This window comes from Frateuria edaphi (assembly GCF_021117405.1).
GTDB lineage: Bacteria > Pseudomonadota > Gammaproteobacteria > Xanthomonadales > Rhodanobacteraceae > Frateuria_A > Frateuria_A edaphi.
In genome coordinates this window covers 71,563-96,066 of sequence record NZ_CP088251.1, presented here as the reverse complement: position 1 = coordinate 96,066, position 24,504 = coordinate 71,563, and the positions used below count along the sequence as shown (strand labels likewise).

Genomic DNA, 24,504 nt, shown 5'->3' with positions numbered 1-24,504 from the left:
GTTTGCGAAGACTTCAGGCGCGGCGGTCGAACCCGTCGAGGAATTTCTTGAGCAGCCGTTCCAGCTCGGCCTGGTCGCGCGCGGTCATTCCATCGGTCTGCTCGTCCAGCAGGTTGCAGATCGAGGGCAGGAGTCGTTCGATCAGGGCAAGCCCGGCGGGCGTGAGGTTGAGGACCAGCTTGCGGCGATCGTCCTCGCTGGCGGCACGCCCGATCAGGCCCTTCTCGCACAGCTCATTGGTAAGGCGCGTGATGTTGGCCGCCTTCTCACCCGAGCTCAGCGCCAGTTCGGACGCGCTCAGCCCGGCGCCTTCGGTGCCGTAGAGCATCATCAGCAGGTTGTACTGCGGATGGTTGAGGCCGAAGGGTTTGAGCGCCGTGTTGGCGTCGTCGTGGATGCGCTTGTGCAGGTGCTTGATGAGGCGCACGAGCACGGCTGGCTCCCGCGGGAAGGCGGGGTGGCGCCGGCGGGTGACGGCGAGGCGCTGTTCGGTGGGGAGGAAGCTGCTCATATGTGTTTCGCTGCCTCGGCTATATTACATTTATGTAATAAATGACGCAACGGTTTCGTGGGAGCCGGGGATTTTCGGTCTGATGGCGCTGGGTACGGTCGGGGGCGGGTTGCGGGAGCTCGCACGATGTGCGCCGCATTGGGGTTGCTCTGCTGTCGCTCTTGCGGGGCTTTCCGCGACTTGGCTCGCCTGCCGCGGGCTTCCGATCGCCTTTCGGCGCTCGGGTCACTTTTCTTTGCGGGCCCAAAGAAAAGTAACCAAAAGAAATGGCCTTGGCGCAACTCGATGAGGCTGAAAAGCTAGGTGCCTCCTTGCCTTGTCTGGCGGGTCCCCTGCTCTTAGAGGAGCTGCCGCCGCTTTACCGCGGGCGCTCGGGAGCCAAGGCAAGGGAGGCGCTCGGCGGTTTGGTGGCACCAGGCCTGGTTGGCTCACGAGCCGGGCACTCGCCGTGGAATGCCAGTAGAGCTCGAATCACAATGCGACCAACGCTATGCCGTCGTGCCTGATCGATCCGTTCCCGGTTCGCGCATCCAACCACCGACCGCTCTTAAGTGTCGAACCGGCGGCAGCTCCACGCCGCCGCAAACCCACCCTTGCCCCAACTTCCGAGCGCCCGCGGTAAAGCGGCGGCAGCTCCTCTAAGAGCATGAGACCCACCAGGCAAGGCGAGATGGCACCTAGCTCTTTTCCCTCACCGGGATTAGCAGGCCATTTCTTTGGGTTACTTTTCTTTGGGCCAGCAAAGAAAAGTGACTCGAGCGCCGGCAGGCGATCGAAAGCCCGCCGCAGGCGAGCCCAGTCGCGGAAACACCACGCAAGAACGGCAACCAGGACAGCGTCCCACGAGCCCGATGGCGGCCCCCGGCCCTCACCCCAACCCGCTCCCCGCACGGGAGCGCGCGCCAAGACCGCATGCGAAAGGCTGTAGCATTGCCGCCCATGAGCGAGCAGTCCAAGACCACCCATTTCGGCTTCCGCGACGTACCGGTAACGGAGAAGCAGAAGCTGGTCGGCCAGGTATTCACCTCGGTCGCGCGCAGCTACGACCTGATGAACGACCTGATGTCGTTCGGCGTGCACCGGCTATGGAAGCGCCACTTCGTGGCGATCAGCGGCGTGCGGCGCGGCGACCGCGTGCTGGACCTGGCCGGCGGCACCGGCGACATCGCCGCGCTGCTCAAGCCGGTGGTCGGCGACGAGGGCGAGGTGGTGGTGGGCGACATCAACGCCGCCATGCTCGGCGTGGGCCGCGACCGGATGACCGACCGCGGCCTGGTCGGCGGGCTGCGCTGGGCGCAGTTGAACGCCGAGTGCCTGCCCTTCCCGGACAACAGTTTCGACGCGGTGACCATGGCCTTCGGCCTGCGCAACGTCACCGACAAAGACAAGGCGCTGGCCGACATCTGCCGCGTGTTGAAGCCGGGCGGCCGCGCGCTGGTGCTGGAGTTCTCGCGCGTGCAGAGCGAGCTGTTCGGCAAGCTCTACGACTTCCATTCGTTCAAGGTACTGCCGAAGCTCGGCCAGCTCTTCGCCGGCGACGCGGACAGCTACCAGTACCTGGCCGAATCGATCCGCAAGCACCCGGACCAGCAGACCCTGAAGGGCATGATGGAAGCGGCCGGTTTCGGCCGCGTGGAAGTGCGCAACCTCACCAACGGCATCGTGGCGATCCACAAGGCCTGGAAGCTCTGAGGCATGAACCACGGCGCGCAACTCGAACGCCTGAAGGCCTTTTCCGACGCCGTGTTCGCCATCGCCATCACCTTGCTGGTGATCGAGGTGCACGTGCCGCGGCTGGATACGCTGGACGATGCCGCCTACCTCGCCGCGCTGGCGCACCTGGTGCCCAGCTTCATGGGCTTCGCGCTGAGCTTCCTCACCATCGGCGCGCTGTGGGTGGCGCACCACCGGCTGTTCGGCGTGCTGGAGGGCTACGAGCCGACGCTGATGTGGCCGAACATGCTGCTCCTGATGGTGATCGCGTTCATGCCCTTCGCCACCGCGCTGATGAGCTCCAATCCGCTCGCGCGCGTGCCGGAAGTGTTCTATTCGGCGACCCTGCTTGCCGCCGGGCTGCTGCAACTGCTGCTGTTCCGGCTGGCGCTCAAGCCCGGGCGGACGCGCGCGGACGTGCCGCCGGAGGAGATCAACGCCTTGCGCTGGCGTGCGCTGACCCTGCCCACCGCCGCGACGATCGCCCTGCTCACCGCCTGGCGCATGCCGGGCAACAACAACTTCTTCCTGCTGTCGATCCCGCTGCTTGCGCGCGCCTTTGCCGCGCTTGGCCGGCGTCGCGCGCTGCGGCTTCCCGCCACGCCGGCGACATCCTGATCGGCTGATCCATGTCATGGGCACGGGATGGGCGCGGCCGTAGGGTGACGCTCCCATCCCGCGAGTGTCCGCCATGCACGCCAATCTCAGTCCCGAACAGAACATCCACATCTTCGACGCCCGCGGCATCGCTCGCCGCTTCCGTCACTCGGCGATCTTCGGCGCGCTGGGCGCGTTGCGCTCGGGCGAGACGATGCGCTTCATCAACGACCACGACCCGCTGCCGCTGCTGGCGCAACTGCGCGAACGCTTCGGCGAGTATCTGACGGTCAGCTACCGCGAGCGCGGTCCGCAGGCAGTCGTGGTGGATTTCGGCATCGTCGGCCTGCCCGGCGAGTGAGCATGGCGTTCCCTGCGTTTTTCGACCTCGCGCCGCGCATCACCGTGCGCGACCCGCTGGCCGCGCTGCTGGGTGCGTCCGATGATGGCCTGCTGGTCTACGGCTATGCCGACGCGGTGCGGCTGGCGGGCCACTCGTGTCCGACCGTGGCCGGCGCCTTCCTCATGGCGCGCGCTGCGCTGCGCGCACTCTACCCCGGCGCCCCCGCCGAGCGCGGCGGCGTGTCGGTGCGCATGGGCGCACCGGAACAGGAGGGCACCACCGGCGTGGTCGCGCAGGTGCTGACGCTGATCACCGGCGCGGCGTCGGCCAACGGTTTCCATGGCATCGGCGGGCGCTTCGTGCGCCAGGGCCTGCTGCGCTATGGGACGGCGGATGAAGCGCCGGGCGTGCGCTTCCAGCGGCGGGACACCGGCCAGGCGGTGCGGGTGGAACTGGATCTCTCCCACGTGCCATCGCCACCCGGCCTGCGCGAGCGCATGGCCAAGGCGCTGGCGCCGTCGGCGACCGCCGAGCAGCGGCGCGCGTTCGGCGCGCTGTGGCAGGACCGCGTGCGGCGCCTCCTGCTGGACCATGCGAATGATCCGGCGGTGGTCCGCGTCGCAGCGCTGGCCTGACGCTCAGGCCGGTGCGCGCAGGTCCTCGCGCAGCGTGCCGACGCGGCACGCGGTTTCCTCGCTGTCCTTGAGGCGCACCGTCTCGGCAAGCGCCGCGGCGTACCAGCGCTGCATCCCCGGCAGTTCGCGCAGGCGCGTGGCGTAGGCGAGCGAGGTCTCGTCCAGCGGCAGTCCGTAGCTCAGGATGCGCCAGGCAACCGGGGCGAAGAACGCATCCACGGCGCTGAAGGCATGGCCCGCCAGGAACGATCCGCCGAAGCGCGCGAGCCCTTCACCCCACAGCTCCGCCAGGCGCGCGAGGTCGCGCCGCAGCGGCGCGTCGATGCCATGCAGTTGCACGCGCACGGCGCAGTTCATCGGGCACGTGGTGCGCAGGGCGGTGAAGCCCGAATGCATCTCGGCGCTGGCGCAGCGGGCCCAGGCGCGCGCCTTTGCGTCGGCCGGCCACACGCCCGGGTGGCGCTCGGCCAGGTATTCGACGATCGCCAGCGAATCCCACACCACCGTGTCGCCATCGCGCAGGCACGGCACCTTGCCGTTGGGCGCGAAGGCGCGGAAGGCATCCCAGCTGGATCCGTCGCGCAGGGCGACCATGTGTTCCTCGAACGGGATGCCCTGCTCGACCATCAGCAGCCAAGGCCGCAGCGACCAGGACGAGTAGTTCTTGTTGGCGATGAAGAGTTCCATGGCATTCCTCGCGGTTGCACGGCGGGCTCAAGCCCACCGCTCCGGTGTGTCGATGGTGGGCTGAAGCCCGCCCTACGGTTTGCAGGCGGCGGTTTGGCGGACGGTGCGCACTGCGGCGCGCCGGCGCATGTTGGCCAGGATCACGCCGCCGACGGTGACCGCGCCACCAACCAGGGTCAGCAGCCCGGGCCGTTCGCCGAGCCAGAACCAGCCGATCAGCACGGCGATCGGCGGCGAGAAGTAGATGAAGCTGGACACCTGCGAGGCCGAGCTGCGGTGGATGGCGATGTTCCAGGCGATGTAGCCGACGAAGGTGGGCGCGAAGCCCAGCCACAGCAGCGCGCCGATGCGCGGCCACGGCGCGGCGGCCAGTGCCTGCGGCAGGTGGGTGGCGAACGGCAACGCGCCCAGGGTGCCGGCGAAGAAGGTGAACGCGGTGACGCCGAACACGCTCGAACGCGCGAACAGCGGCTTCTGCCCGACGAAGTAGATCGCCGAGGCGGCCACGCTGAGCAACACCAGTGCGGCCATCGGCTCGAACTTCACCTGCTTGCCGCTGGCGAGCACCACCATCACCACGCCGACCAGCGCCACGCCCAGGCCCGCCAGCGTGCGCGCCGGCAAACGCTCGCGCAGCCACAGCGCCGAGAGCGCCGCGGTCGCGGCCGGCACCAGCGAGATCAGGATCGCCGCGGTACCGCTGGCAATGCGGGTTTCGGCGTAGTTGAGCGCCATGTGATAGACGGTCAGGCCGATCACGCCCAGCGCCACCAGCTGCGGCCAGTCGCGCCGGGCCGGCAGCGGCGGGCGCTTGACCAGCAGCCACAGCGCGAAACAGAGCGAGCCTATGCCCAGGCGCGCGAACGCCACCTCGCCCGGCGTGAAGGCCGGCAGCGCGAAGGCGATCGCCGCGTAGGCGGACGACCAGGTGACCAGGGCGACGCCGATCAGGGCCAGCGTCCGCCCGTCCAGACGGGGGGTATCCATGGGGAATTCCGGTGCGGGGAAGTGCGCATCCTAGTGACGGGCGGGGTGCGCAGGAAGGATGCAACCAAGCCAGAATGGCATGCTTCGCCAACGAACGAATTGCAGGTTCCCATCATGGCCTTCGTATCGAAACCGGAACTGGACGCCCGCGACTGGCAGCTGCTCGAAGCGCTGCAGCAGGATGCGCGGCAAGGCTACGCGGAGCTGGGCCGGCAGGTCGGCCTGTCCGCGCCGGCGGTGGCCGAGCGGGTGAAGCGGCTGGAGGAAGCCGGCATCATCGCCGGCTACCGCGCCGTGGTGGATCCGAAGCGCCTGGGTTACAGCATCGACGCGATGATCCGCCTGCGTTGCGACGGCGGTATCTGCGCACGCATCGGCGCCTTGGTAACCGACGTTCCCGAGGTGCTCGAGTGCCGCCGACTCGCTGGCGAGGACTCGGCGCTGCTGCACGTGGTCGCGCTGTCGGTGGCGCACCTTGAAGCGGTGCTTGACCGGCTCCTGAAGATCCACCCCAGCGTGAGCACGACTACGCTGGTGGTGTTGCAGACGCCGCACACGAACCGGCCGCTGACGCGCGCGATGTGGCAGGCGGCGCACGCGGTGGAGGGCTGAGGGGCGGGTGGGGTGAGCCCACCGGATGACGGCATACTGCACCCCTGAACGCACCGAGGAGCCCCCGATGTCCGACCTTCCCCTGCCCCCGGACAGTGACGAACAGCCGACCGACCCGCAACGCCGCCGCCTGCTCGGCGGCCTGGCCGCGGCCGGCGCCGGTCTGGCACTGGGCGGCGCCAGCGTCGATGCCGTGGCGAACGCGAGAAGCGCGGCGCTCCCGCCGACGAAGCTGGACGCGCTGCTGCGCCGGCACATCCAGCGCGTGGTGGTGATCTACGCCGAGAACCGCAGCTTCAACAACCTGTTCGCGAACTTTCCCGGCGTGGCCGAGCCGCTCTCGGGGCTCAAGCCCGAGCAATATCTGCAGCGCGACCGCGACGGTTCGGTGCTCAAGCAGCTCCCCCCGATATGGCACGGCGTGGCGCCGCACGAGCAGGTGGTCAACCATCGCAAATACGTCGTGCGCCAGGAGGACCTCACCGGCCTGCCCAACGGGCCGTGGGCGCTGCGCACCGGCGGAGGCGAACCGCTGCCGCAGGGCGTGGTCACGCGCGACCTCTGGCACCGCTTCTACGAGAACCAGCGCCAGATCAACGGCGGCAAGAACGACGGCTTCGTGGCCTGGGGTGACTCCGGCGCGCTGGTGATGGGCTACTACGGCGACAACGCGGCGAACCTGCGGTTGTGGCAGCTGGCGCGCCAATACACCTTGTGCGACCACTTCTTCATGGGCGCCTTCGGTGGCTCCTTCCTCAACCACCAGTATTTGATCGCCGCGCAGCCGCCCTACTACCCGCACGCGGACCAGAGCCCGGCCCGCTTCAATATCGCGCAGACGGTCAGCGGAGAGGCCACCGACATCCACCTCAAGCTCGCCCACGACTCGCCCGCCAGCGCGATGCAGGGCAAGCCCGAAACACTGACGCCCAATTCGCTGACGCCCGACTTCTGGGCGGTCAACACGATGGGGCCGCCCTACGCACCGGGTTTCTCCAAGGACCCGAACGATCCCACCCGCGCCGATCCCGGCAGCGCCAACACGGTGGTGCCACAGCAGCACGCGACCATCGGCGACGTGCTTTCGGAGGCGGGCGTGGACTGGGCCTGGTACGCCGGCGGCTGGAAACTGGCGCTCGAGGGCAAGGGCGACGGCGACCAGGCCGACTTCCCCCAGCGGCCCAACTTCCAGCCGCACCACCAGCCGTTCAACTACTTCACCGCATACGCGCCGGGCACCGCGGCGCGTGACCGGCACCTGCGCGATGCAGGCGTGGGCGAGACCCCCGAGACCAATCACTTCCTCGCCGCCGTCGCCGCCGGCACGCTGCCGCCGGTGACGTTCTACAAGCCGCAGGGCGACCTCAACATGCACGCGGGGTATTCGGACGTGGATGCGGGCGACCGTCACGTCATGACGGTGATCGAGGCGCTGCAGAAATCACCCGCGTGGCCGGGCCTGCTGGTGGTCGTCACGGTCGACGAGAACGGCGGCTGGTGGGACCACGTGGCGCCACCCAAGGGCGACCGCTGGGGGCCAGGTTCGCGTGTCCCGGCGATCATCGTGTCGCCGCATGCGAAGAAGGGGCACGTCGACCACACGGTCTACGACACCGGCTCGATCGCGCGCTTCCTGACCCGCCGCTTCGGTCTGCGCAAGCTGCCCGGACTGACGCTGCGCGAGGAGTCCATGCGGGCCGCCGGCGGGCCTGCACCGGGCGATCTCACGGCCGCGCTGGAATTTGGCGACGCGTAGTCTTGTTCCGTCTCCTCTTTGGGCGGAGGGCCCGCGGTGTGGACGGTTCATGGGATGACTTCGCAGGGAGGCTGTCTTGCTTGGCGTTAACGCCCCAACGGGCTTACCGGCAAGCCCCGGCCCTCACCCCAACCCTCTCCCCGGAGAGAAGAGGGAGCGGGATCAGGAAGCCTCGACCATCTCGCGGCGGCGATGCCGTGAGCGGAAGGCACGCCAGCGCGCCGCCAGGCACGAGAAGATCACGTACAGCGCCGGCGTGCTGAGCAACGTCAGGCTCTGCGAGATCAGCAGGCCGCCGATCAACGCGATACCCAGCGGGCGCCGCAACTCCGAACCCTCGCCCAACCCGATCGCGATCGGCAACGCCGCCAGGATCGCCACCATCGTGGTCATCATGATCGGGCGGAAACGCACGATGCAGGCCTCGCGCACGGCATCCAGCGGCGCCTTGCCGTGCTCGCGTTCGGCCACCAGCGCGAAGTCGATCATCATGATCGCGTTCTTCTTGACGATGCCGATCAAAAGCACCAGCGCGATCTGCGAAATCACCGAAAGCTCGGTGCCGGTCAGCCACAGCGCGAGCAACGCGCCCACACCCGCCGCCGGCAGCGTCGAGAGAATGGTCACCGGATGTATCAGGCTCTCGTAGAGCATGCCCAGCACGATGTAGACGGTGAGGATCGCCGCCAGGATCAGCCAGCCCATGCCGCTCTGGGTTTCCATGAAGCGGCGGAAGTCGCCGCCCACGTTGAGGCGGATGTCGCCAGGCATGCGCAGGTCCTCGACGGTGCGCTGCACGATGCCCATCGCCTCGCCCATGCTCACGCCCTTGGCGAGATTGAACGAGAGGTCCATCGTGGTGTGCTGGTCCTCGTGCGAGACCGAGGTCGGCGCGAGTCCCGGCTCCATGTGCGCCAGCGCGCCCAGCGGGATCATCCGGCCGCTGTCCGAGCGAACGTAGATGCGGTTGATCGCCGCCGGCGTGGCGGTCTGCGAGGGCAGCGCGTTGAGCACCACCTTGTACTGGTTGATGTCCGAGTAAATGGTCGACACCTGGCGCTGGCCGAACGCGTTGTACAGCGCGCCGTCGATGGTGCCGATGGAGACGCCCAGGCGCGCGGCGGTGTCGCGGTCGATCACCACGTTCTGGCGCAGGCCGGCGTCGTCGATGTCGCTGCCGACGTCCTCGAACTTCGGGTTCTTCTTCAGCGCGTTGATAAGTTTCGGCAACCACTGCTGCAGTTCGGCGAGGTCGTCACCCTGCAGCGAGACCTGGTACTGCGCGCCCTGGTTGCCGCCGCCCCCGCCGCCGCTGGGCAGATCCTGGATCGGGCGCAGGCGCAGGTCGAGGTCGGGAAAGCGGTCGGCCTTGGCCGAGAGGCGTGCGAGCACGGCGAAGGTGTCGTCGGTGCGGCCTTCACCACGGGTCTTCAGCTCGATGTTGAACGAGCCGCTGGTGCCCTGCCAGTTGATGCCCAGGCGCGAGCCGACCGCCTTGACGTCCGGGTCGGCCAGCAGCATCGCGGTGAGCCGGTCCTGGCGCGCGATCGCATCCTTGAAGGACACCGTCGCGCTGGCGCTGGCGCGGCCCCAGATCAGCCCCGTATCCTGTTTGGGGAACAGCCCGCTCTTGACTGCGCCGAACAGGAAGAACGTGGCCACGATCAGCACCAGCGGCGTCAGCGACAGCGCCAGCGCGTGACGCAGGGCGAAGTCCAGCGAACGGGTGTAGGCGCGCAGCATGCCGGCGTGGAAGCGATCCAGCGCGTGGCCCAGCCGCGAGGGTTTCGCGTTGGCGTGGCCGCGCAGGAACAGCGCGCACAGCGAGGGCGTCAGGGTGAGCGAGATCAGCGCGGACATGGCGATCGCCGCGACCAGCGTCATCGTGAACTCGTGCATGAACATGCCGGTGATGCCCGGCGCGAACAACAGCGGAATGAACACCGCGATCAGCGAGGCGGTGATCGAGACCACGGTGAAGCCGATCTCGCGCGCGCCGGTCAGCGCGGCCTGCAATCGCGGCATGCCCTGGTCGATATGCCGGATCACGTTCTCGATCACCACGATCGCATCGTCCACCACGAAGCCGATCGCGATCACCAGCGCCAGCAGCGTGAGGTTGTTGAGCGTGTAGCCGAGCGTGTACATCACCACGAAGGCGCCGGCGAGCGAGAGCGGCACGGTCAGCGCGGCGATCAGCGTGGGCGCGAGCCGGCGCAGGAACAGCGCCATGGTCAGCACCACCATCGCCAGCGAGATCAGCAGCGTCGCCTGCACCTCGTGCAGCGAGGCGCGGATGGTCGGGGTACCGTCGAAGTACGGGGTGAGTACGGTGCCGGGCGAGAGGTATGCGCGCAGCGCGGGCACCTGGTCCTTGACCGCATCGACGGTGGCGATGACGTTGGCGTCGGCCTTCTTGTAGACATACATCAGCACCGCGGGTTTGCCCTGGAACCAGGCCGCCTGGTAGGCGTCCTGCTGGCCGGCGTAGACATGGGCCACGTCCGAAAGGCGGATCGGCACCCCGCCGCGCACGGCAATGATCAGTCCGGCGAAGTCGTCGGCGCTGTGCAGCTGGTCGTTGGCGGTCACCGCCATCGTGGTCGCGCCGTTGGACAGGAAACCCTGCGGCGAGGTGACGTTGGCCGCGGTTAGCGCGTTGCGCAATTGGTCGGGCGTCAGGCCCATGGCGCTGAGCGCGTGCAGGTCGATGTCCACGCGGATCGCCGGCGTCGCGGCGCCGGCGATCTCCACCTGGGATACGCCCGGCAACTGACGCAGGCGTTGGGCCAGCAGGGAGTCGGCCACGTTGAAAAGCGTGGCGGCCGATTCGGTATCGGAGGTAAGCGCGAAGGCGATGACCGGGTCGTCGTTGGGGTTGGCCTTCTCGTAGCTGGGCGGGCTGTTCAGGCCGGGGGGCAGGTCCGGAGCCGCGGCGTTGATCGCCGCTTGCACATCGCGCGCTGCCGAGTCCAGGTTGGTGCCACCGCGGAACATGAGAAACACCACCGCGCGGCCTTCGGAACTGTGCGAGCGCATCGACTCGATGCCCGGCACCTGGCCCAGGTGGCGCTCCAGCGGTGCGGCCACGGTCGAGGCGATGGTGCTGGCATCGGCACCGGCCTCCTGCGCCTGCACGAAGATCACCGGGAACTGCATCTGCGGCAGCGCGGACACGCCCAGCAACGCATAGCAGATCATCCCGGCGAGGATCACGCCCATGGCCAGCAGCGAGGTGCCGATCGGGCGGCGGATGAAGGAGCCGGAGAGGTTCATGCGGCGGGGGATGGGGCAAAGGGAAGGAGGATACGCGGCATCGCCGTGCTAACGCGCAACCGACCAATCGGTTGATCCGCGCGATGGATGCCGGAACCAGCGGAGGCTCCGGCGAACGACCGGCCTTCATCCCCGCTAGCCCGCCCCTCACCCCAAGGCTCTCCCCGGAGGAGAGAGGAGCAGAGCGCGGCGACCATGCAAGCCCTTGCGCTCTTGCCGCCTCAAGTCCCGAGCGCCCGCGGTAAAGCGGCGGCAGCTCCTCTAAGAGCAGGCGACGGACCAAGCAAGGCCAGGAGACACCTGGCTCTTATCCCTCACCGGGCTTAGCCAGGCCATTTCTTTGGTTACTTTCTTTGGGCCAGCAAAGAAAGTGACCCGAGCGCCGGCAGGCGATCGGAAGCCCGCCGCAGGCGAGCCAAATCACCGACGTGCCGCGAGAACGACAAGCAAGGCAGGGCTCATGCAGGAGCATCCCCGCGAGCCCCGACCCCTCACCCAACCCTCCCCCGCAAGGGAGAGGGAGCTAAGAGCGTCACACGGCGCGGGCGTCGGCCTCGGCGCGCGCCAGCGCGCGGCGTTCGCGGCGCAGGCGCAGCCAGTCGGAGAAGCGCTCCATGTACAGGTAGATCACAGGCGTGGTGTAGAGCGTGACCAACTGCGACAGCAGCAGGCCGCCGACGATCGACACGCCCAGCGGCCGGCGCAACTCGGCACCGATACCGTTGCCCAGCGCCAACGGCAACGCACCGAGCATCGCCGCGGCGGTCGTCATCATGATCGGACGGAAGCGCAACAGGCACGCGCGGCGGATCGCGTCGCGCGCGTTCAATCCGTCGCGCTGCGCCTCGATCGCGAAGTCGATCATCATGATCGCGTTCTTCTTGACGATGCCGATCAGGAGCACGATGCCCACGATGCCGTCCACCGACAGGCTCATGCCGCACAGGATCAGCGCAAGCAGCGCGCCCACGCCGGCTGGCGGCAGCGTCGAAATGATCGTCAGCGGGTGGATGTAGCTCTCGTAGAGCACGCCCAGCACGATGTAGATCACCACGATCGCCGCCAGCAGCAGCAGGACCTCGTCGCCGATCGACGCGTTGAACTCGGCCGCCTTGCCGATGAACTGGCCGCGCACCTGCGGCGGGAAGTCCAGCTGCGCCTCGACCTCGTGGATCGCATCGACCGCCTCGGACAGCGAATAGCCCTGCGCCAGGTTGAAGGAAACCGTCACCGCCGGCAGCTGCTGCTGGTGGCTCACTACCAGTGGCGCGCTGGTGACCTCGGCGGTGGCCAGCGAGGCGATCGGGATGGTGCCGCCCCCACCGATCTGGAAGCCGACATTGCCGGTGTTGCCGATGCCCGAGGGGGTCGCCGAATTGGCGGACGTCAGCTGGCCGAAGCTGGTCGCGTTGGAGCCGGTCAACGCGCCCGAACCATTGCCGCGCACGGTCAGCTTGTTGAGCAGGTCGCGGCTGGAACGGAACTCCGGCGCCACCTCCAGCACCACGCGGTACTGGTTCAACTGGGTGAAGATCGTCGAGATCTGGCGCTGGCCAAAGGCGTCGTACAGCGTGTCGTCGATGGTCTGCACCGGCACGCCCAGGCGGCTGGCCTTCTCGCGGTCGATGGTGAGCTTGAGCGCGTTGCCCCGGTTGGCCAGGTTGTTGTCCACGTCGGCCAGCTCGGGCCGCTGGCGCAGCGCCTGGGTCATCTGCTCCGCACGCTTGGCCAGGTCCGCCGAGTTCACCTCCGAGAGCGAGTACTGGTACTCGGTGGAGGCCACGCGGCTATCCAGCGTCACGTCCTGCACGGGTTTGAGGTACAGCGCCACGCCCGGGATGTTGGCGACCGTCTGCTGCAGTCGCGGCATCACCTCGTCCAGGCCGCCGCGGTCGCCGCGGTCCTTGAGCACGATCGAGAGCTGGCCCTGGTTGAGCGTGGGATTGATGGTGCCTGCGCCGATGAAGGCAGCAACGCCGGACACGGCCGGGTCAGCGCGCAGCGCCTCGGCCACGGCCTTGGTGCGCTGCTCCATCTGCGGGAAGGCCACGTTCTCGTCGGCCTGCACCACGCCGGTGACCAGGCCGGTGTCCTGCTCGGGCAGCAGGCCCTTGGGAATCACCACGTAGAGGATGACCGTCAGCACCACGGTGGCCGCCGCGACCACGATGGTCAGGCGGCGATGGTCGAGCACCCAGTCCAGCGTGCGGCCGTAGAAGTCGACCGTGCGCAGCCACACGCCGCGCTTGCCGGCGGCGGCGTGGCGCTCGTGCGCATCGTCGCCCTCCGGAAGCTGGTCGGGCTTGAGGAGATACGCGCACATCATCGGCGTCAGCGTCAGCGACACCAGCATCGAGATCGCGACCGCGATGGTCAGCACCCAGGCGAACTCGTGGAACAGGCGACCGGTGACGCCGGGCATCAGCAGCAACGGCAGGAACACCGCGATCAGCGAAACGGTCAGCGACAGCACCGTGAAGCCGATTTCCTTGGCGCCGATTTCCGCGGCCTCCTTGCCGCTCTTGCCCTGCTCGATGTAGCGCACGATGTTCTCGATCATCACGATCGCATCGTCGACCACGAAGCCGGTGGCCACGGTCAGCGCCATCAGCGAGAGGTTGTCCAGCGACATGCCGGTGAAGGCCATCACGCCGAAGGTGCCCATCAGCGACAGCGGCACGGCGATCGAGGGGATGATCGTGGCCCACAGGCGGCGCAGGAACACGAAGATCACACCCACCACCAGGCACACGGTGAGGATCAGGGTGAACTCCACGTCGTGCACCGAGGCGCGGATGGTGACCGTGCGGTCGGCGAACACGTCCAGGTGCACATCGGCCGGCAGCACCGCCTGCAGCGAGGGCAGCACGGCACGGATCTGCTCCACCGTCTGCACGATATTCGCGCCCGGCTGCCGGCGGATGTCCAGCAGCACCGCCGGCTTGCCGTTGGCCCAGGCGGCGAGCTGGTCGTTTTCCACGCCGTCGACCACGCGCGCGACGTCCTTCAGCCGGACCGGCGCGCCGTCCTTGTAGCTGATGATGGTCTGCCCGTAGGCGGCCGCATCGCTGAGCTGGTCATTGGTGCCGATCGAATAGCTCTGCGTGGCGCCGTTCAACGTGCCCTTGGGCGCATTGACGTTGGCCGCCTGCAGCGAGGCGCGCACGTCTTCCAGCGTGAGGCCCAGGTTGGACAGCTGCGAAGGATTGACTTGCACCCGCACGGCCGGGCGCACGTTGCCGGCGATCGACACCAGGCCCACGCCCTGCACCTGCGAAAGCTTCTGGGCGATGATCGAATCGGCCAGGTCATTCACCTCGCGCAGCTGGCGGCTGTCGGAAGTGAGCATCAGCGTGAGGATCGGCGCGTCGGCCGGATTCACGCGGTTGTAGACCGGCGGGTAGGGCAGGTTGTTCGGCAGCGTGCCCTTGGCCGAACTGATCGCCGCCTGCACGTCCTGCGCGGCGATATCGATGTCCCGGTCCATGTTGAACTGCAGGATGATCGTGGACAGCCCCGCGGAGGAATCGGAGCTCATCATCGACAGGCCGGAAATCTGGCCGAGCTGGCGTTCGAGCGGCGTGGTCACAAGCGCCGCCATGGTGGTTGCGCTAGCACCCGGGTATTGCGTGGTCACCACCAGGCTGGGCGCGTCGATTTCCGGCAGCGCGGAGACCGGCAGTTGGCGGTAGCCGAGCACGCCCAGCAGCAGCACCGCGACCATCAGCAGCGAGGTGGCGATCGGCCGGCGGATGAAGAGGGTGGAAAAGCCCATGGGTTGTCCGGTCTGTCTATCAGGTGAAGGCGCGCGTGGATCGCAACCCGACCGCCGTTTGCCCTGAACGTCGCGCGGCGGCGTCGAAGGGCTGCCCTTCGGCTTCGGCCTGCGGCCTGCGCTCAGGGCGAACGACCATTTTTGCGGCGCCCCGGACTTTCGGCCCGGGGCTGCCTTCTGTCATCAGTGACCGCGGCGACCGCCGCCGCCCTTCTTCGCCTTCTCAAGCTCTTCCTTGGTCGGCGCCGGCGGCACCTCGCCCGGCTTGAGCGGGTTGACCTTGCTGCCCGGCTTGAGCCGGAACTGGCCTTCGGTGACCACGCGCTGGCCTTCGGTCAGGCCGCTGGCGATCATCACCGCGCTGTCGCCCACTTCCTGCGCCACCTGCACCGGCTGCATCTTGACCGTGTCGTCCTTCTGCAGCAGATAGACATAGTCGCCGTCGGGGCCGCGCTGCACCGCCTGCGCCGGGATCACCAGGCCGCCGCCGACCGTGCGCACCTTCAGTCGCACGTTGACGAACTGGCCGGGCCACAGTTCGTTCTTCTGGTTGGGGAATTCCGACTTGAGCCGGAAGGTGCCGGTGCTGGCGTCGATCTGGTTGTCGATCACCTTGAGCACGCCGCCGTCGGCAATCACGTGCGCGTCGTCGCGGGCAAGCGCCGCGACCGACAGCTCGCCCTCGCCCATCGCCGCCTGGCGGACCATGTCGAGATTCTGCTCGGGCAGGTTGAACATCACGTTGATCGGGTGCAGCTGGGTCAGCGTGACGATCGTGCTGGTGGTGGTCACCACGTTGCCGGGGTCCACGCCACGGATGCCGGCCAGGCCGTCGATCGGCGAAACCACTTTCGTATAGCCCAGCTGCACCTCGGCGTCGCGGATCTGCGCCTGGTCGGAGGCGAGCGTCGCCTCCAGCTGGCGCACGGTGTTGCGCAGCGCGTCCAGATCCTGCTTGGCGATGTAGCCCTTGGGACCCAGTTCCTGGCTGCGCGAATAGTTCGCCTTGGCGGTGGCGAGCTGCGCCTGGTCCTGGTGCAGCCGTGCCGTGGCCTGGTCATAGGTGGCCTGGAAGGTGCGCGGGTCGATCTGCGCCAGCACCTGGCCCTTCTTCACCGGCTGGCCCTCGGCGAATTCGAGGCTGATCAGGCGGCCGCTCACCTGTGGGCTGATCGCCACGGTATTGAGCGCCTGCACCGTTCCCAGCGCGGTCAGGTACACCGGCACGTCCTGGCGCGCCACCGGCACCACGGTGACCGGCACCGGCGGTTGCTTGCCTTCCTCTCCCTGGCCCTGGGCGTTGGCCTGCCCTGGCTGGCCGCCCGGCTTGTGCATCAGGCGCAGGCCGACCACGGCCAGCACCAGCACCACCACGAGGACCAGCGCGATCTTCCAAAAACGCGACATTGGATAAAGCTCCCAGAATGGTTGTCGGCCCTTCACGCTGCGCCGCGCGCAGCCGAAGCCGACCCTGTGAAAAGCATAGGGTTACAGCAACGGCCTTGGACAATGCCAGTTGACAGGGGTGCCCCATGACCGATGACACGTTACCAACGGCAGGGACGGCGGCGCTTTGCCGCAGTCGCGCCGCGCGCAGCATGGCCTGAACCTTGGCGCGCGCTTTGATCTATAATCGGCGACTTGTCTGCCCCGCGCCGGCCGGCCCCGAGGCCTGCCGGCACGTCCACTGATTACCTGGAGTTACTTGCGTGAGCGGTTCCATGACCAAATCGGACCAGAGCTTCATCCGCCAGTTCAGCTGGCTGATCGCCGGTCTGCACGTACTGGCGCTGGTGTTGCTGATCATGGCCTACAGCATCTACTCCCACGCGGCGAAGGAAACCAACCCGCACGCGGCGCAGAAGGTCGCCGAGCGCCTGGCGCCCGCCGGCGCGGCGTACGCGGGCGATACCGGCCGCGCCGCCATGCTGGCCGCGCAGGAAGAGGCCGCCAAGGCCGCCGCGTCGCAGGTTGCCTTCGGCGGCAGCACCGACGGCAAGACGGTCTACGAAGGTCTCTGCCACAGCTGCCACACCGCTGGCGTGGCCGGCGCGCCCAAGCTGGGCGACAAGGCCGCCTGGGCACCGCGCATCGCGCAGGGCATCGACACCCTGGTCAAGCACGCGATCGAGGGCTACCACGGCCCGGACGGCAACTTCATGCCGCCCAAGGGCGGCATGCCCTCGCTCACCGACGAGCAAGTGGGCAACACGGTCAAGTGGATTGTCAGTCAAGCCAAGTAAGCCCGGCCTGACATAAAAAGCTTCGTTGAAACGCCGCCCACCGGGCGGCGTTTTTTCGTTCGCTACAGGCGTCGGGATGACGGGCCCTCCGATGTGCAGGGTGGGGCTTCAGCCCCCCGGCGCGGTTTCGCCGGGTGTTGCAGGTGGGCTGAAGCCCGGGCTCCACGCATGGGCGAAGCGCTGCAGTTGCGGGAAGAACGCATCGAAGCGCGCCTGCAGCGGCGCATCCATTTCCTGCAGCACGGGCAGCATCCGCCCCAACGGGTTGTCGCGCTGCAGGCGCTGCCCGATGCCGGCAAGCGCGCGATCCAGCACCGCCGGCTCGGCATACGCGGCCGGCAGGTCGTTGGCCCGCATGTATTGCGCGAAGCGCCGCGCGGTGGCCGGCAACAGCGCGTCCTGCCGGCGCAACAGCTCACGCAGGTCGGTCGAGAAGGCCGGCAACGGCGACGGCGACCAGCGCGCGAAGTCACGCGCCAGCAGATGGTCGAACCACATGTCCAGCGCGATGCCGGCATAGCGCCGGTACGGCGGTTCGAACAACGCGCGCGCCGCCAGCACCTCGGGGTGGCGGTCGGTATAACCATCGATCGCCCGGTGCAGCGCAATGCCCTCGCGCACGCCTGTCGGCAACGCGGCATCCGGTGCGCCGCGCACGAAGTCGCCGAGCACTCCGCCCAGGATCCGGCCCTCGTCGGGACCGGCGAGCAGCGCATGGGCCAGGTGGTTCATGCCATCACCCGGCACCACGGCCGGTGCACGGCCGCGACGGTTATCATTGTGCGCATGACACCCACCACCGTTCCCGACAATCCCGCCGCGTTCCCGACCGAAGAGGCGAGCTTCGCGCTCGACGGCCCCGTCGGCAAGCTGGAGGCGATCAGCGACGTCGCCGCGCCGGGGGAAGCGCGCCGCGGCGTGGCCGTGATCTGCCATCCCAACCCCGTGCAGGGCGGCACCATGCACAACAAGGTCGTGACGATGGTCGAGCGCAGCCTGCGCGAGTCGGGGCTCGATACGGTGCGTTTCAACTTCCGCGGCACCGGCGCTTCCGAAGGCAGTTACGACGAGGGCAACGGCGAGAGCGAGGACCTGGCCGCGGTGGCCGCCTGGGTACGCCGCGTGCGTCCGGACGACGTACTGTGGCTGGCCGGGTTTTCCTTCGGCAGCTACGTGACGATCCGCAACGCGGTGCGCCTGGGTGCCGCCGCGCTGGTGAGCATCGCGCCGCCGGCGGGGCGTTTCGCGCTGACCGGGATCGAGCCGCCGCAGTGCCCCTGGCTGATCGTGCAGGGCGAGGCCGACGAAGTGGTCGAGCCGCAGGCGGTGTTCGACTGGATCGACAGCCTGCCGGTCGAGCCGGAAGTGGTGCGCATGCCGGAGACCAGCCACTTCTTCCACCGCCGGCTGATGGACTTGCGTGGCGCGGTCAAGCATGCGGTGCAGCCGTGGCTGCCGCCGCCGCGCAACGGATGAGCCGGTACCGCTCCTCCTCTTTTGACGGAGGGGAGTTTTCGCGCGCACCCCGACCCTTTTCCAACCTCCCCTGGCGAACCGTCGGAAGACCCGCCATGCCGAATCCCGCTCGATGACCACCCTCACCCCCTCCGCCCGTTACCACGAAGGCGTCGTCGCGCACCGCTGGGAAGCCGATCCGGCGCAGCTTGCCGTATTGCCGGAGTTCGATCGCATGCACGCGGCGCTGTGTTCCCCAGCGGAGGACGGCGGCCTGTTTGGACGGCTGAAATCGCTGTTCGGCGACGACGAGCGCGCGCCGGTGCCGGGCCTGTACCTGTGGGGCAACGTCGGCCGCGGCAAGACTTTCCTGATGGACCTGTTCGCCGCCAGCCTCCCGCATGGCGCGGCGCTGCGGCGGCACTACCACCGCTTCATGGGCGAGGTGCACGCGCACTTGCGCGAGCTCGGCGAACGAGCCGACCCGCTCGAGGACGTGGCCGAACGCCTGGCCGCCCGCTGCCGCGTGCTGTGCCTGGACGAATTCCTGGTCAACGACATCGGCGATGCGATGATCCTGGCCAACCTGCTCGATGCGCTGTTCCGCCGCGGCGTGGCGCTGGTCACCACCTCCAACACGCCGCCGAAGAACCTCTATCGGGACGGCCTGCAGCGCGCCCGCTTCCTGCCGGCCATCGCGCTGATCGAAAAGTACTGCCGGGTGGTGGAAATGGTGTCGCCGCACGACTGGCGATTGCGCGCGCTGACCCAGGCGCCGGTCTACCTCACCCCGCCCGGCGCCGAGGCCGAGCGCGCACTCGCGCGCGTCTTCGCCAGCCAGTCGCAGGGCGACGGGCAGGACGGCGGGACGCTGGAAATCAACGGCCGGCCGATTCCGGTGCGCCGGCAGGCGCCGGGCGTGCTGTGGTTCGACTTCGACGCTTTGTGTGAGGGCCCGCGCGCCGTCTCCGACTACATCGCGCTGGCGCGCCGGGTGCCCACCGTGATCGTCTCCAACGTGCCGCAGTTTTCCGTGTACAGCGAGGACGCCGCGCGGCGGTTCGTGCTCATGGTGGACGAGTTCTACGACCGCCTCGTCAAGCTGGTGCTTTCGGCCGCCGCACCGATCACCGAGCTGTACGACGGCGAGCGGCATCGCGCCGAATTCAGCCGCACCGAATCGCGGCTGATCGAGATGCAGAGCGAGGAGTACCTGGCGCTACCGCACCGGCCCGAATAGGCCTGACCCGCAGTAGGCCGCGCCACCTCGCGCGGCAGTCTTCGCACTTTCCCATTTTTCGCATTGCGGCTGCCGACGCGGCCGAAGTACTCTGGCCGAAGGGTTACAAGCGGTTCCCACCTGGTCGGCCGGAGGGAGAACGCCATGCATACGACCATGGAGCACGCGCTGGAAGCGACGTTCATGGACAGGGACACCGCTCCTGGCGACGGGGCAGACCCGTTGGCCACGACCGACCATTACACCGTGCCCGGCTTCGATGCCGTCGCCCATCTGGCTGCTGCTTCGCTCGGCGTGGCGATGGTCGCCCTGGTGCTCGATAGCGGCAGCGCGTACTGGTACAGCCACGATGCCGGCCCGCACGCCCCCCATGTGCTGCATCCGCTCTACCTGGAGGCCGCGCGCCGCGGCGCTGGCCAGGTGCTGCCCGACATCGCCGCCGATGCGCGCTACCGCGACACGCCGCCGCTCACCGGCCCCTCGCCGGCCAGCTTGCGGTTCTTCGCCTGCGAACCGGTGTTCACCCTGAGCGGCCGCCACGTCGGTGCGCTGTGCGTGATGGACCACGCGCCACGCAGCGGCCTGGACGAGGCGGGACTGGCCGCGCTGCGCGACGCCGCGCGTCTGGCCGGCGCCGGCGTGGTGCTGGGCAGCTATCTGGGCCGCACCGACCCGGTCACCCAGCTGCCGCATCGCAGCGCCTTCTTCGAGGACCTGCGCAACCGCCACAAGAATGGCGTGCAGCGCGCCTGGCTGATCGCCATCGAAGTGGCCCCGGTGGAGCGCTTCAATGCCTTCGTGCGCGCGATGGGCTTTGCATACGCGGACGAGCTGATGCGCGCGGTGGCTGCGCGCGTGCAGGACTGGATGCCGGCGCGCACCAACCTTTTCCAGGTCGGCGTCACCCGCTTCGCCGCCGTGCTGCCGGACGGCGACCAGCCGCTGGAAACGAGCCAGTTGGACGCGCTGGTAGCCCGCCTGCGCACGCCGTTCAATTGCCTGGATATCCCGCTCACGTTGCAGCCGGGTGTCGGCCTGCTCGACCTGGACGTGCGCCAGCTCGACGGCGCCGATCCGTTGCGCCAGGTGATGAGCGCCTCGTACGCCGCGCAGCGCAGTCCGCGCGGCTGGGCGCTGTACGAGCGCAGCCAGGACGAACGGCACCGGCAGGAGTTCTTCCTGGTCACCGAGCTTGCGGCCGCCCTGACCGAGCGCACCGAGCTCTATCTGCACTACCAGCCGCGCGTGCGCCTGAGTGACGGCCGTTGCGTCGCGCTGGAAGCGCTCGCGCGCTGGCGCCATCCGACCCTGGGCGAGGTGCCGCCGAGCCAGTTCGTGCCGCTGGCCGAGCGCGCCGGGCTGATGCGCTCGCTGACCGGCTGGGTGCTCGACCACGGCGTCGCCCAACTGGCCGCCTGGCGCCGGACCGGCTGCGACGTCGGCCTGTCGCTCAACATTTCCAATGCCGATTTCGACGCCGACCTGGTCACGCGCCTGCAGGACGTGGCGAACCGCCACGGCGTCGATCCGCGCGTGCTGGAACTGGAGTTCACCGAAAGCACGCTGCTGGCGCACAGCGACGCCACGCGGCGCCACCTGGACGCGGTGCGCGAATTGGGCACCGGCATCGCCATCGACGATTTCGGCACTGGCTACAGCAACCTCGCCTCGCTGCGGCAGATGCCCGCGACCTGCCTGAAGATCGACCAGTCCTTCGTGCGCGCGATGGACGCCAGCCGGCATGACGCGGCGATCGTGCGCTCGACCGCTGCACTCGCGCACGACTTGGGTTTCCGCGTGGTGGTCGAGGGCGTGGAGAACCGGCGCATCTACGAGACCGTGCGCCGCATGGCCTGCGACGAGGTGCAGGGCTTCCACGTCTCGCGCCCCTTGCCGGCCACCGCCGTGCCACCCTGGCTCCAGCGCTCGGCCGACTGGCACCAGGTCGATGGCGAGGGCGCTCCGTGAGGTTGACCGACATCCTGCGCGACCAGCATGCGCAGCTGTACATCCTGCTCGACGAACTGCAAGGCGTGGGCCTGGCCGGTCCCGAGGGACGCGAGCGGCTGCGCAAGGCGAGGCAGGCAATGGTCGCGCACCTGGCCCTGGAAGACAGCCGGCTCTACCCGGCCCTGCAAGCGCACCCATCCACCTCCACCCTGGCCCGCCGCTACGTTGGGGAGATGCAGCAGCTGACGCCCGCGCTGCTGGCGTTCTTCGACGCCTACCACGAGGGCAATGCCGATCCGGAGGCTTTCTCGCGCAGCCTGGGGCAGTTGCTGGCAGTGCTGAAGCAACGCATCGGCCGCGAGGAGAACCAGTTGTATCCGGCCTACGAGGCGCATTGCGAGCCGACCGGATTGCCGCCCACGCAGGCGTGAGCTACGGGCCACCGCCCCCGCCGCCGGGATCAGGTGGTGGGCCGAAATCTCCTGCGTGCAGTATCCGGTCAGACGATGGCGTCAGCGCTTCGGCGCCTTCAGCACGCTGATCTTGCCATTGGCCTCCAGCCGCACCTCGGCCACGTCGCCCGCGTCGCGCAGTCCCTGTTCACGCAGCGCGCGGCGGAACGCTGCCTCCGACATGTCGTGCTTGCGCAGCGCGCCGTCGATGACCTGGCCATCGCGCGCCAGCAGGCTGGCCTTGCCCTCGACCAATCGGTCCAGGCGGGGCCAGCGCGCGCAGGTCCAGGCGATGCCCTTGTCGAGCAGGAAGATCGCCAGCACGCCGATGATCGCCGCCAACGGTTTCTTGTCGTCGCCGATGATCGCCGTGCGCAGGGTGCCGCCGACCAGCATGAGCACCACGATGTCGAACGTGGTCATCTCGCCGAACGAGCGCTTGCCCAGGAGTCGCAGCAGGACCAGCAGGCCCAGATAGACGCCCGCGCCGCGCAGCGCGTAGACCCACCACGGGTCCAGGAGATGCATGGCGTCAGCCCGTCGAGCCGCCCATCACGGGCAGGATCGCGCCGCTGATGTAGCTGGAGCAGCTCGGCGCGGCCAGGAACACGTATGCGGGCGAGAGTTCCTCCGGCTGCGCCGGCCGGCCCCATGGATTCTGCTGGCCGAACTTGGCGACCTGCCTGGCTGGCTTGTCGGCTGGATTGAGCGGTGTCCACACCGGCCCCGGCGCCACCGCGTTCACGCGGATGCCGCGCGACACCAGATTGCTTGCCAGCGACATGGTGAAGGCGTGGATCGCGCCCTTGGTCGCGGAGTAGTCGAGCAGGTGCGCGTTGCCGAACAGCCCGGTTTCCGAGCCGGTGTTGATGATCGAGCTGCCCTCGCGCAGGTGCGGGAGCGCGGCCTTGGCCATGTGGAAATAGCCATAGATATTGGTGCGCATGGTGAGGTCGAAATGCTCCTCGGTGATGTCTTCCAGCGCGTCGGCATGTTCCTGGAAGGCGGCGTTGTTGACCAGGACGTCCAGACGGCCGAACTCGTCCACCGTCTGCTGCACGGCCTGTTCGCAGAAGTCCGGGTCCTTCACGTCGCCGCGGATCAGCAGGCAGCGGCGACCTTCCTTCTCAACGTGGCGCATGGTCTCGCGCGCGTCCTCGTCCTCGGACAGGTACACCACCGCCACGTCCGCACCCTCGCGCGCGAACAACACGGCCACGGCGCGGCCGATGCCCGAGTCGGCGCCGGTGATGATCGCCGCCATGTCCTGGAGCTTGCCGCTGCCGCGGTAGTCGGGCGCCTGGAATTGCGGGCGCGGCTTGAGCTTCGCTTCCTTGCCCGGCTTGCTCAGGTGTTGCTCGGGCAACGGCGGGCGCGGTTTGGCGCGGGTGCTGGTCTGGCCGGGCTGTTTCTTCGCGGCGCTCTTGCTTGCCGGTTTCGATGCCTGCTTCTGTTTGTCCTTGGCGTCGATGCGCGATTGCACCTGGCGTTCTTTCGCTACCGCCTTGCCGGTGCCGTTGCCGCCTTTGGCGGTCTTCGTCGTGGCCATCATCCGCTCCCGCTGTGGCTGGGTATGGCCCGCGACGATAGGCAGCGCGCCGTGGCGGACAAGTGAGCGCAGCGTTGCGCCGGAACCCGGGTGCCGCTAGCGCCCCATCCGCCTGCCGGCCTTCCCTGCACGCGCAGGGCAAGGCGTAAGAGAAGGCGCCGTGCAACTTCGGCCCTTCTTCCGGTCACGGGGAGGTGTCAAAGGGGATGCGCGCTGCCCACGGCCGCCAAACACGAAATCTTGGGTTGACCGGCATCCAAAGCCCCGATATGTTGTGCCCCGTCGGTGCCCGTCCAGACGCGACTGTCGGTCGGGCTTAAAAGGGAATCCGGTGTAAATCCGGAACTGCCCCGCAGCGGTAAGCGGAAACGAACGTCCTCACATGCACTGGGCCGCAGCGCCTGGGAAGCGAGGGCAAGTAGGTGGGTCGACCGACCCGCGTCCGCGAAGTCCGAAGACCTGCCGGCACGCCGGGCCCCAGGGGCCGGCGGTCGCGTCGCATGAGACGCGCCCGTCCGACCCTGATGCGGCCCGGCGCGGGTGACCGCTTCCGCGGGGAGGCGCGTTGCATGCGGGCGTTCTGGCGCCCGCGTGGGGCGTGCCGTCCATCGGAAGCGAGCCCTCAGGCCCTGCGCGCGGGAGCAGGCGTTTGACGTTTTCGGAACCGTCGCGTCGGTGCGTTCTCCTCCGTACCGGCGCGGCGGCTTCCCTCCCGGAGATCCG

20 protein-coding genes and 1 riboswitch are annotated in these 24,504 nt (G+C 68.5%); of the genes, 11 read left to right on the top strand and 9 right to left on the bottom strand.

The genetic code is table 11. From position 1 onward, the window contains the following. Positions 1–13: 13 nt before the first annotated feature. Positions 14–511 (bottom strand): MarR family winged helix-turn-helix transcriptional regulator, encoded by a 498-nt coding sequence (locus LQ772_RS00475; RefSeq protein ID WP_231322976.1) that lies wholly within the window; start codon positions 509–511, stop codon positions 14–16. Positions 512–1,450: 939 nt separating this feature from the next. On the opposite strand from LQ772_RS00475, the gene ubiE reads away from it, so the two are divergent. From ubiE to LQ772_RS00455, 4 genes are all read left to right on the top strand, one after another. Beyond that, a complete protein-coding gene (ubiE, locus tag LQ772_RS00470; protein WP_231322974.1) occupies positions 1,451–2,203 on the top strand; it encodes a bifunctional demethylmenaquinone methyltransferase/2-methoxy-6-polyprenyl-1,4-benzoquinol methylase UbiE in 753 nt (250 codons plus the stop codon). Between the two features lie 3 nt (positions 2,204–2,206). Continuing rightward, positions 2,207–2,842 carry a TMEM175 family protein gene (locus LQ772_RS00465; protein ID WP_231322973.1) on the top strand — a complete coding sequence of 212 codons (636 nt, stop codon included), beginning with the start codon at positions 2,207–2,209 and terminating at the stop codon, positions 2,840–2,842. A 73-nt stretch (positions 2,843–2,915) separates the two neighbouring features. Further along, positions 2,916–3,182, top strand: coding sequence for a DUF2249 domain-containing protein (locus tag LQ772_RS00460; protein WP_231322971.1), 267 nt, complete (start codon positions 2,916–2,918; stop codon positions 3,180–3,182). A 2-nt stretch (positions 3,183–3,184) separates the two neighbouring features. Further along, positions 3,185–3,799 (top strand): FmdE family protein, encoded by a 615-nt coding sequence (locus LQ772_RS00455; RefSeq protein ID WP_231322969.1) that lies wholly within the window; start codon positions 3,185–3,187, stop codon positions 3,797–3,799. A 3-nt stretch (positions 3,800–3,802) separates the two neighbouring features. Here the strand turns inward: LQ772_RS00455 and LQ772_RS00450 are convergent, their stop codons facing one another. Continuing rightward, positions 3,803–4,486: a glutathione S-transferase family protein gene (locus LQ772_RS00450; RefSeq protein WP_231322967.1), complete on the bottom strand. Its 684-nt coding sequence runs from the start codon at positions 4,484–4,486 to the stop codon at positions 3,803–3,805. Between the two features lie 72 nt (positions 4,487–4,558). Continuing rightward, positions 4,559–5,473, bottom strand: coding sequence for a DMT family transporter (locus LQ772_RS00445; protein ID WP_231322965.1), 915 nt, complete (start codon positions 5,471–5,473; stop codon positions 4,559–4,561). 114 nt (positions 5,474–5,587) lie between these two features. Here LQ772_RS00445 and LQ772_RS00440 point away from each other — a divergent pair, with 114 nt between their 5' ends. After that, positions 5,588–6,085 (top strand): Lrp/AsnC family transcriptional regulator, encoded by a 498-nt coding sequence (locus tag LQ772_RS00440; protein WP_231322963.1) that lies wholly within the window; start codon positions 5,588–5,590, stop codon positions 6,083–6,085. A gap of 67 nt (positions 6,086–6,152) precedes the next feature. Further along, positions 6,153–7,841, top strand: a complete 1,689-nt coding sequence (gene acpA, locus LQ772_RS00435) for an acid phosphatase (RefSeq protein ID WP_231322961.1) — start codon at positions 6,153–6,155, stop codon at positions 7,839–7,841. A gap of 162 nt (positions 7,842–8,003) precedes the next feature. On the opposite strand, the gene LQ772_RS00430 is transcribed toward acpA, so the two are convergent. The 3 genes from LQ772_RS00430 to LQ772_RS00420 all read right to left on the bottom strand — a co-directional run bounded on the left by LQ772_RS00430 (position 8,004) and on the right by LQ772_RS00420 (position 16,299). Next, positions 8,004–11,117, bottom strand: a complete 3,114-nt coding sequence (locus tag LQ772_RS00430; RefSeq protein WP_231322959.1) for an efflux RND transporter permease subunit — start codon at positions 11,115–11,117, stop codon at positions 8,004–8,006. A gap of 532 nt (positions 11,118–11,649) precedes the next feature. Then, positions 11,650–14,892 (bottom strand): efflux RND transporter permease subunit, encoded by a 3,243-nt coding sequence (locus LQ772_RS00425; protein WP_231322957.1) that lies wholly within the window; start codon positions 14,890–14,892, stop codon positions 11,650–11,652. Between the two features lie 183 nt (positions 14,893–15,075). Next, positions 15,076–16,299 carry an efflux RND transporter periplasmic adaptor subunit gene (locus LQ772_RS00420; protein WP_231322955.1) on the bottom strand — a complete coding sequence of 408 codons (1,224 nt, stop codon included), beginning with the start codon at positions 16,297–16,299 and terminating at the stop codon, positions 15,076–15,078. A gap of 314 nt (positions 16,300–16,613) precedes the next feature. On the opposite strand from LQ772_RS00420, the gene LQ772_RS00415 reads away from it, so the two are divergent. Then, a complete protein-coding gene (locus tag LQ772_RS00415; protein WP_231322953.1) occupies positions 16,614–17,135 on the top strand; it encodes a c-type cytochrome in 522 nt (173 codons plus the stop codon). A gap of 108 nt (positions 17,136–17,243) precedes the next feature. Here LQ772_RS00415 and LQ772_RS00410 read toward each other — a convergent pair whose 3' ends face one another. Further along, positions 17,244–17,867, bottom strand: coding sequence for an acyl carrier protein phosphodiesterase (locus LQ772_RS00410; protein ID WP_231322951.1), 624 nt, complete (start codon positions 17,865–17,867; stop codon positions 17,244–17,246). 54 nt (positions 17,868–17,921) lie between these two features. On the opposite strand from LQ772_RS00410, the gene LQ772_RS00405 reads away from it, so the two are divergent. The 4 genes from LQ772_RS00405 to LQ772_RS00390 all read left to right on the top strand — a co-directional run bounded on the left by LQ772_RS00405 (position 17,922) and on the right by LQ772_RS00390 (position 22,211). Further along, a complete protein-coding gene (locus tag LQ772_RS00405; protein ID WP_231322949.1) occupies positions 17,922–18,611 on the top strand; it encodes an alpha/beta hydrolase in 690 nt (229 codons plus the stop codon). 112 nt (positions 18,612–18,723) lie between these two features. Continuing rightward, positions 18,724–19,830 (top strand): cell division protein ZapE, encoded by a 1,107-nt coding sequence (gene zapE / locus LQ772_RS00400; protein ID WP_231322947.1) that lies wholly within the window; start codon positions 18,724–18,726, stop codon positions 19,828–19,830. Between the two features lie 144 nt (positions 19,831–19,974). After that, entirely contained in the window at positions 19,975–21,798 is a 1,824-nt protein-coding gene (locus LQ772_RS00395) for a putative bifunctional diguanylate cyclase/phosphodiesterase (protein WP_231322945.1), read from the top strand. Beyond that, on the top strand, positions 21,795–22,211 hold the full coding sequence (locus tag LQ772_RS00390) for a hemerythrin domain-containing protein (protein WP_231322943.1): 417 nt from the start codon (positions 21,795–21,797) through the stop codon (positions 22,209–22,211). The genes LQ772_RS00395 and LQ772_RS00390 overlap by 4 nt, the downstream gene beginning before the upstream one ends. 81 nt (positions 22,212–22,292) lie before the next feature. Here LQ772_RS00390 and LQ772_RS00385 read toward each other — a convergent pair whose 3' ends face one another. Beyond that, positions 22,293–22,760, bottom strand: coding sequence for a DUF421 domain-containing protein (locus LQ772_RS00385; protein WP_231322941.1), 468 nt, complete (start codon positions 22,758–22,760; stop codon positions 22,293–22,295). 4 nt (positions 22,761–22,764) lie between these two features. After that, positions 22,765–23,781 carry an SDR family oxidoreductase gene (locus tag LQ772_RS00380; protein WP_231322939.1) on the bottom strand — a complete coding sequence of 339 codons (1,017 nt, stop codon included), beginning with the start codon at positions 23,779–23,781 and terminating at the stop codon, positions 22,765–22,767. 266 nt (positions 23,782–24,047) lie between these two features. Beyond that, a riboswitch (cobalamin riboswitch) is annotated at positions 24,048–24,262 on the top strand. The last annotated feature ends 242 nt before the right edge of the window (positions 24,263–24,504 follow it).

Coding starts and splice junctions, on each gene's coding strand:
- LQ772_RS00475 (WP_231322976.1), bottom strand. CDS start 511: ATGAGCAGCTTCCTCCCCACCGAACAGCGCCTCGCCGTCACCCGCCGG.
- ubiE (WP_231322974.1), top strand. CDS start 1,451: ATGAGCGAGCAGTCCAAGACCACCCATTTCGGCTTCCGCGACGTACCG.
- LQ772_RS00465 (WP_231322973.1), top strand. CDS start 2,207: ATGAACCACGGCGCGCAACTCGAACGCCTGAAGGCCTTTTCCGACGCC.
- LQ772_RS00460 (WP_231322971.1), top strand. CDS start 2,916: ATGCACGCCAATCTCAGTCCCGAACAGAACATCCACATCTTCGACGCC.
- LQ772_RS00455 (WP_231322969.1), top strand. CDS start 3,185: ATGGCGTTCCCTGCGTTTTTCGACCTCGCGCCGCGCATCACCGTGCGC.
- LQ772_RS00450 (WP_231322967.1), bottom strand. CDS start 4,486: ATGGAACTCTTCATCGCCAACAAGAACTACTCGTCCTGGTCGCTGCGG.
- LQ772_RS00445 (WP_231322965.1), bottom strand. CDS start 5,473: ATGGATACCCCCCGTCTGGACGGGCGGACGCTGGCCCTGATCGGCGTC.
- LQ772_RS00440 (WP_231322963.1), top strand. CDS start 5,588: ATGGCCTTCGTATCGAAACCGGAACTGGACGCCCGCGACTGGCAGCTG.
- acpA (WP_231322961.1), top strand. CDS start 6,153: ATGTCCGACCTTCCCCTGCCCCCGGACAGTGACGAACAGCCGACCGAC.
- LQ772_RS00430 (WP_231322959.1), bottom strand. CDS start 11,117: ATGAACCTCTCCGGCTCCTTCATCCGCCGCCCGATCGGCACCTCGCTG.
- LQ772_RS00425 (WP_231322957.1), bottom strand. CDS start 14,892: ATGGGCTTTTCCACCCTCTTCATCCGCCGGCCGATCGCCACCTCGCTG.
- LQ772_RS00420 (WP_231322955.1), bottom strand. CDS start 16,299: ATGTCGCGTTTTTGGAAGATCGCGCTGGTCCTCGTGGTGGTGCTGGTG.
- LQ772_RS00415 (WP_231322953.1), top strand. CDS start 16,614: ATGACCAAATCGGACCAGAGCTTCATCCGCCAGTTCAGCTGGCTGATC.
- LQ772_RS00410 (WP_231322951.1), bottom strand. CDS start 17,867: ATGAACCACCTGGCCCATGCGCTGCTCGCCGGTCCCGACGAGGGCCGG.
- LQ772_RS00405 (WP_231322949.1), top strand. CDS start 17,922: ATGACACCCACCACCGTTCCCGACAATCCCGCCGCGTTCCCGACCGAA.
- zapE (WP_231322947.1), top strand. CDS start 18,724: ATGACCACCCTCACCCCCTCCGCCCGTTACCACGAAGGCGTCGTCGCG.
- LQ772_RS00395 (WP_231322945.1), top strand. CDS start 19,975: ATGCATACGACCATGGAGCACGCGCTGGAAGCGACGTTCATGGACAGG.
- LQ772_RS00385 (WP_231322941.1), bottom strand. CDS start 22,760: ATGCATCTCCTGGACCCGTGGTGGGTCTACGCGCTGCGCGGCGCGGGC.
- LQ772_RS00380 (WP_231322939.1), bottom strand. CDS start 23,781: ATGGCCACGACGAAGACCGCCAAAGGCGGCAACGGCACCGGCAAGGCG.